This is a genomic window from Petralouisia muris (assembly GCF_004793545.1).
Taxonomy (GTDB): Bacteria; Bacillota; Clostridia; order Lachnospirales; family Lachnospiraceae; genus Petralouisia; species Petralouisia muris.
This window is the reverse complement of sequence record NZ_SRYA01000147.1, coordinates 1-5,117: the sequence shown is the minus strand read 5'-3', so window position 1 is coordinate 5,117 and position 5,117 is coordinate 1. Positions and strand designations below refer to the sequence as shown.

General features: G+C 51.0%; 2 protein-coding genes and 1 pseudogene. All 3 read right to left on the bottom strand.

Annotated features, from left to right (window positions below; all coding sequences use genetic code 11):
* Positions 1–3,737: pseudogene (locus E5329_RS32415) on the bottom strand (SpaA isopeptide-forming pilin-related protein); the annotation flags it as partial.
* A gap of 216 nt (positions 3,738–3,953) precedes the next feature.
* The gene (locus tag E5329_RS28085; RefSeq protein ID WP_120391778.1) at positions 3,954–4,889 is read right to left on the bottom strand and encodes a ParB/RepB/Spo0J family partition protein; all 936 of its coding nucleotides are present in this window, start codon (positions 4,887–4,889) and stop codon (positions 3,954–3,956) included.
* Positions 4,843–5,117: ParA family protein (locus E5329_RS28080; RefSeq protein ID WP_135992432.1), on the bottom strand; the 275-nt coding region annotated here is incomplete at its 5' end. The genes E5329_RS28080 and E5329_RS28085, both read right to left, overlap by 47 nt.

The following is a 5,117-nucleotide window of genomic DNA, read 5'->3' as shown; positions in this document are numbered from 1 at the left end:
TTGCCCGCTTCATTCTCCACGTTGTAGGTCTTGCCGTTTTCCTCAATGGATACGGTATAGACATTCTCATCCAGAACGAAGCCTGTCGGGGCGGTTTTCTCACGGACAAGGTACTTTCCATATCTGAGGTCGTTCATCTGGTAAACGCCTTTTTCCACCTCGCCCATCTCGCCGAGAAGTTCATCCTTTTTATCCAGTTTCCCGTCGCCGTCCGTATCAGAGTAAACCTCGAATACTGCACCCGTGAGCTTGTTGTCGGGATAATCCTTGTCTACCTTAGTCAGAGCGATATTGCCTTTGATGAAATAGTTCACAAGCTCAATCTCCACTACCTCGTCAACCTCACTGATAGTTACGCTGATTTCTTCCTCGGAGAGTACATATCCTTTCGGGCTTTCGATTTCACGGATAACCCATGTGCCATACGGAACTTCCACAAAAGAAAAACTGCCGTCATCTTCAGATGTGGCAGTTGCGATTGCATTTTCTTTCGTGTATTCTGTTGTCCCCATCTGAAAGATGCCGATTATCGCACCGCCTAAATCCTCGCCGTCCTCGTTGGACTTTTTACCGCTGACAGAGCCGTAAATTAGTTCATTTTCAATGGCTTCTCCCTCGTTTACCGTAAAATTTACGACGGCGGTTTCCTGCCCTGCGTACTCGAAGTCAACAGGGTATTTCTCATCGCTGACAAGGTAAGCGGCGTTTGTGCTGATTTCCTGCACATAGTAGCTTCCCATCGGCAGGTCGCTGATTGCCTTTCCGTGACCGTTCTCGTCAAGGAAAATAACCTCAATCAATCCATCGGCAGGGATAACAGAGCCGTCGGCTGCGGTCAGCTCCTCGGCTGCATACAGACCGAACGTAACGTCCTTGATTTCGCCGTTACTGCCCACGCCGTATGCTTCGTCAACCTCAAGGGTTTTATTGAGGTCGATTTCCACATGCTGACGCTCATTGTAAAATTCCGTGCCTGTTTCCGTCACTTCGATTTCCTGCCCTGCATACACAAGCTCCACGGCATGGACTTCATCATTTAATACCATGCCATACGGGGCGGTCACTTCCTTTACCTCATACTTTCCGAGATAAAGCTCCTTAGATTCTGCCGTGCCATCTTCCCCTGTGGTAAGCGTGTCCACGACCTCGCCTTTCTCGGCTCTGACTGTTCCGTCTGTCGTGATGATGTCCTCGGCTGCGGTAATCTCGTAAACTGCACCCTCTAAATTATCCACGGCAAAAATCGGCTGGTACAGCCCCTTGTTTCCTGATACCTTGCTGAATACCTCCCCAGACTTTCCTACCGTGATTTTCCCTTTCTGCGCCACGTTGGAGCGTTCCACCTTTACAATGGTGATGCCGCTTTCCTCCTCGGAGTTTTCCTGCTCCATGTCAAAATAAACTGGATCGGAGTCAAGGACATAGCCGTATGGGGCTTGCACCTCAACGAGAGAATATCCTTTGCCGTATTCTAAGGTCTGCGGCATGATAAGCCCGCCGTCTGCGGTAGTGTAGAATGTGTCAATCTCCGTCACTTCTGGATAAGTGAATTTCATTGTTACAAGGTTTCCCTCTGGGTCGTAAATCTGGAAGCCTGCGCCCGCATACGGAATAGCCTTGCCCGTTTCTATATCCTTTTTCACAATCTTGATATAACTCTCAAAATTGGCGTTGTTGATAAGGTAGCGGTAAGTCTGACTGTCCTTGCAGATGAACACGTCAAAGTCTTTCATCAGCTCCCGACCGTCCCATCCAGAGGTCTGATGCACGGTATAAATGCCGTATGGCATATCCTTTGTCTGGGCAAATCCGTTCTCATCGCAGATAAGCGTGTCACGCTCGGTTTCCTCCGCCGCATCGAAGCCGCCTGCGGATTTTAGATACACCTCAAAGACAGCCCCTCCTCTGGCATTTCAATCTGGGTTTCGCCGTTGTCGGTGTGCTTGATGATGGCAAGTTCCCCTTGATGACCTGCTCGTTTACGTCGTTCTTGGCAGAGTTATATTCCACGGTGTAAAGCTCTGGCTCTGCCCCTGCATGGTGTACGGTCGTGTCCAGAAGATAGCCCTCGGACGGTGTAATCTCACGGACGCTCCAATCGTTTCCGCAGATATAATATTTTGTTGTGAACTGCCCGTTCTCGTCGGTGGTGTAGGTGTCAACCAGTTCCTCGCCCTTATAGATGCCGTAAACCGCACCTGCAAGGGTAGCGTCGCCCTGCGGCTTCTTCCCCGTTTCCACGTCGGTCTTTAATACCGTGACGTTGAATTTCTTTAAGATGTTGGTAAAGCTGCGTTTCGTGACCTTTTTCCACTCAATCGGAGCGGTCTGGGATGCAGGGACAACGTAGCGGATAGCCGTGTCCACTTCCTCAAGGGTATATGGCGTGCTGCCGCTGATAAGGACATTCTCAAACTTTGCCAGCCCGTTCTTATCGGTCACGGCGTATTCATCAACCGCCAATCCGCTTAATGAAGTGCCGTAAAGGTGGAACTTCACGCCCTCCACAAGATTGTCCTCGGATGTTTTCACAACCTCAAGGCTTCCACGCTTCAAGGTGTTGCTGAACGTCACCGTAGAGGTTTTCCCGCCGATGATTGTCACGGTCTGGGTTTTCTGCGGCTCGTAGCGGTCGATGGACTGCTCCGTGACGGTGTAAGTGCCAGGGAATAAGCCCTCCACCGTGATATTTCCATCTTTATCTGTCTTTACGGTCTTGTGTTGAAGCCGTCGCCCTTGATGGTAAAGGAAATCCCCGCAACAACACCGTCCTCGGAAGTCTTTTTCAGTGCGACCGTGCCTGTCGGCGTTTCCACGTTGATATACGCCGTCATAGTGTCCACGTTCTCCACGCCCGTAATGACATCCTGTAAATTCGGGTCGCCGTAGGCAATCATCTTCGCCTCGCTGCTGACCGTCGGCGTGTTATTCCTTGTAGCGGTAATCCTCGCCTTGCCGTCAATCGCTTTCTTTGACGTGATGGTGAGCTTGTTCCCAGACTTGGACACTTTCACATTGCTGTCGGAGCTGGTAAAGGAATACTCGGAGAGGGAATTATTTTTATCAGTCAGCGTCAAGCTGTACTTCCCGTCCTTATAGGCAAGCTCCTTTGTAATATCCTTTTTGCCCGCCGACATAAAACTCGGAATCGTGCTGTGCCTTGTCATGAATGACACAATCTGGTCGTAAGCCGCCCTCGCCCCGCTGTTGGCATAATTAGAGCCAAAGTGCAGGCTGTAAACGGTCGTGCTTGTCTGGCTGTACGGGCTTGCTGCCTGTCTGCATCCCGTGACGAACTCCCAGACAAGGGTCTGCGTGGCAAGCCATTTCTCGTCATCGCTCCCAGATAAATTTCCGCTGTTGCCCTGATAGCCGTAGAGCAGGGCAAGCCCCACCGCCTTTTTCTGGTCTGCGGAGAGGGCGTTCCATGTGTTGGAAGACGCCTTTGCCAGCGTGTTGCCTGTTTTTAAGGGTACGCCCGGTTGAAGGCAGAACGCCGTTTCCCCATCCACATACATGCGGTATTTGTATTCGCCCGTGCCACCTGCGGTATGACCGCCGATGTTTGCACTGGAATTGTACCTTATGGTGTTCCCTGCGCCGTCATAGGTGTGGGTAAAGCTAATCGTGCCGATGTCGCCCGCTGCAAACGCTGTCGTGGCAGGGACGGCGGATAATGCCGTGACCGCAGCAAGGGCAAACGCCGCAGCCCTTTGAAATAATTTACGAATCTTCATTCATTACCTCCTGTTCGTTCTCATGTTGATAGTTGACTTTCTGGCAGAAAAAAAGCCGCCCATGTGGACAGCTTTTAATATTTCTTTTCTCGGATAGTTACTGGCAGTATCTAGGGGGAGAGGTGTGGAGAGGGGGAGGTTCAAAAAAATTTGCTATCCCCCAAAGGGCGGACTTCTCCCTCGGCGTTCCATGCCCAAATCCCTATTTTGCCCGTTTTACCTCTCGTGAGCCTTGTTCCGCTGCAAGTGGCGGTTATAAAACTCCAACGCCTTTACGACAAAATCCGTTTCCTGCCCTCTGGGAATGGATTTCGGTATGAGCTTGGTTATCCGCTCGTCCTTAAAGGCGGGCTTCTCTTTCTGGTTCGGTTTTTCCTCCTGCATGATGCTCTGGATAACCTCATCCGTGAGTTTTCCCTCCTGCATGAACTTTTTCATCTTGATAGCCTGTGCAAGAGAGGGCGTGGCATCGTTGTAGCCCATCGCTTCAAGCAGGGTGTATTGCTGTTCCTCGGAAAGATAGGAAATTTCCACCGCAGGGCGGAAAGCAATCTGGTGTTCATCTACCATTTGCAGGATTTCGGGTACAAGCTCCGTTAGACGGATAAAGCGGCGTACCTGCTCGTGACTATCATCAGTTTTTGCCGCTATCTTTTCTCGGCTCGTCAACTTCTGCACCAGTGGTGCAGAAGTTAAATCTGTACGTTCACCCTGCCGTTTCATCGCTTCAAGTCGCATCTTATACGCAAAGGCTTTTTCACTCGGCAAGATGGTCGTTCTTTGGAGATTACTCTCAACCATGACAATAATCGCTTCGTCACGGGTCAGCTCCTTAACCTCGCATTTGAGCGTTTCAAGCCCCGCAAGCTCACAAGCCTTTTTCCGTCTGTGACCGCTGATAAGCTCATACCGCCCGTCCTCTTTTTGGCGGACTGTGGCAGGGGTCATCACGCCACTCCGCCTTACGCTGTCTACAAGCTGCTCCATATCCTCGTCCATCAAGACCTTGAACGGGTGGTCTGGAAACTCGTCAATCTCCGCAATCGGGATTTCCCTTATCTTGCTTAGATTCGCTTCCGCACGGCTCTCGTCCGTTTCAAAAAGGTCATCGTATGCGGTCAGCTCGATTTTGCTTCCTCTGCTTTTCGCCAAGCTCCGCCACCTCCTTTCCGAACTGCTCGTATGCGGCGGCTACCTTGCCGCCTTTGTCGTAGGCAAAAATGCTCTTTCCCTCTGCTGTGGCTTCCACGGCACGGATGGAGTGGGGTATCTGCGTGTCAAATACCTTGATTCTCTGCCCATAGGCACTCTTAACCGTTGCCGTAATTTCCTTAGAGATGTTCGTGCGTGGCATTACCATCGTCATAAGGATGCCGTCAA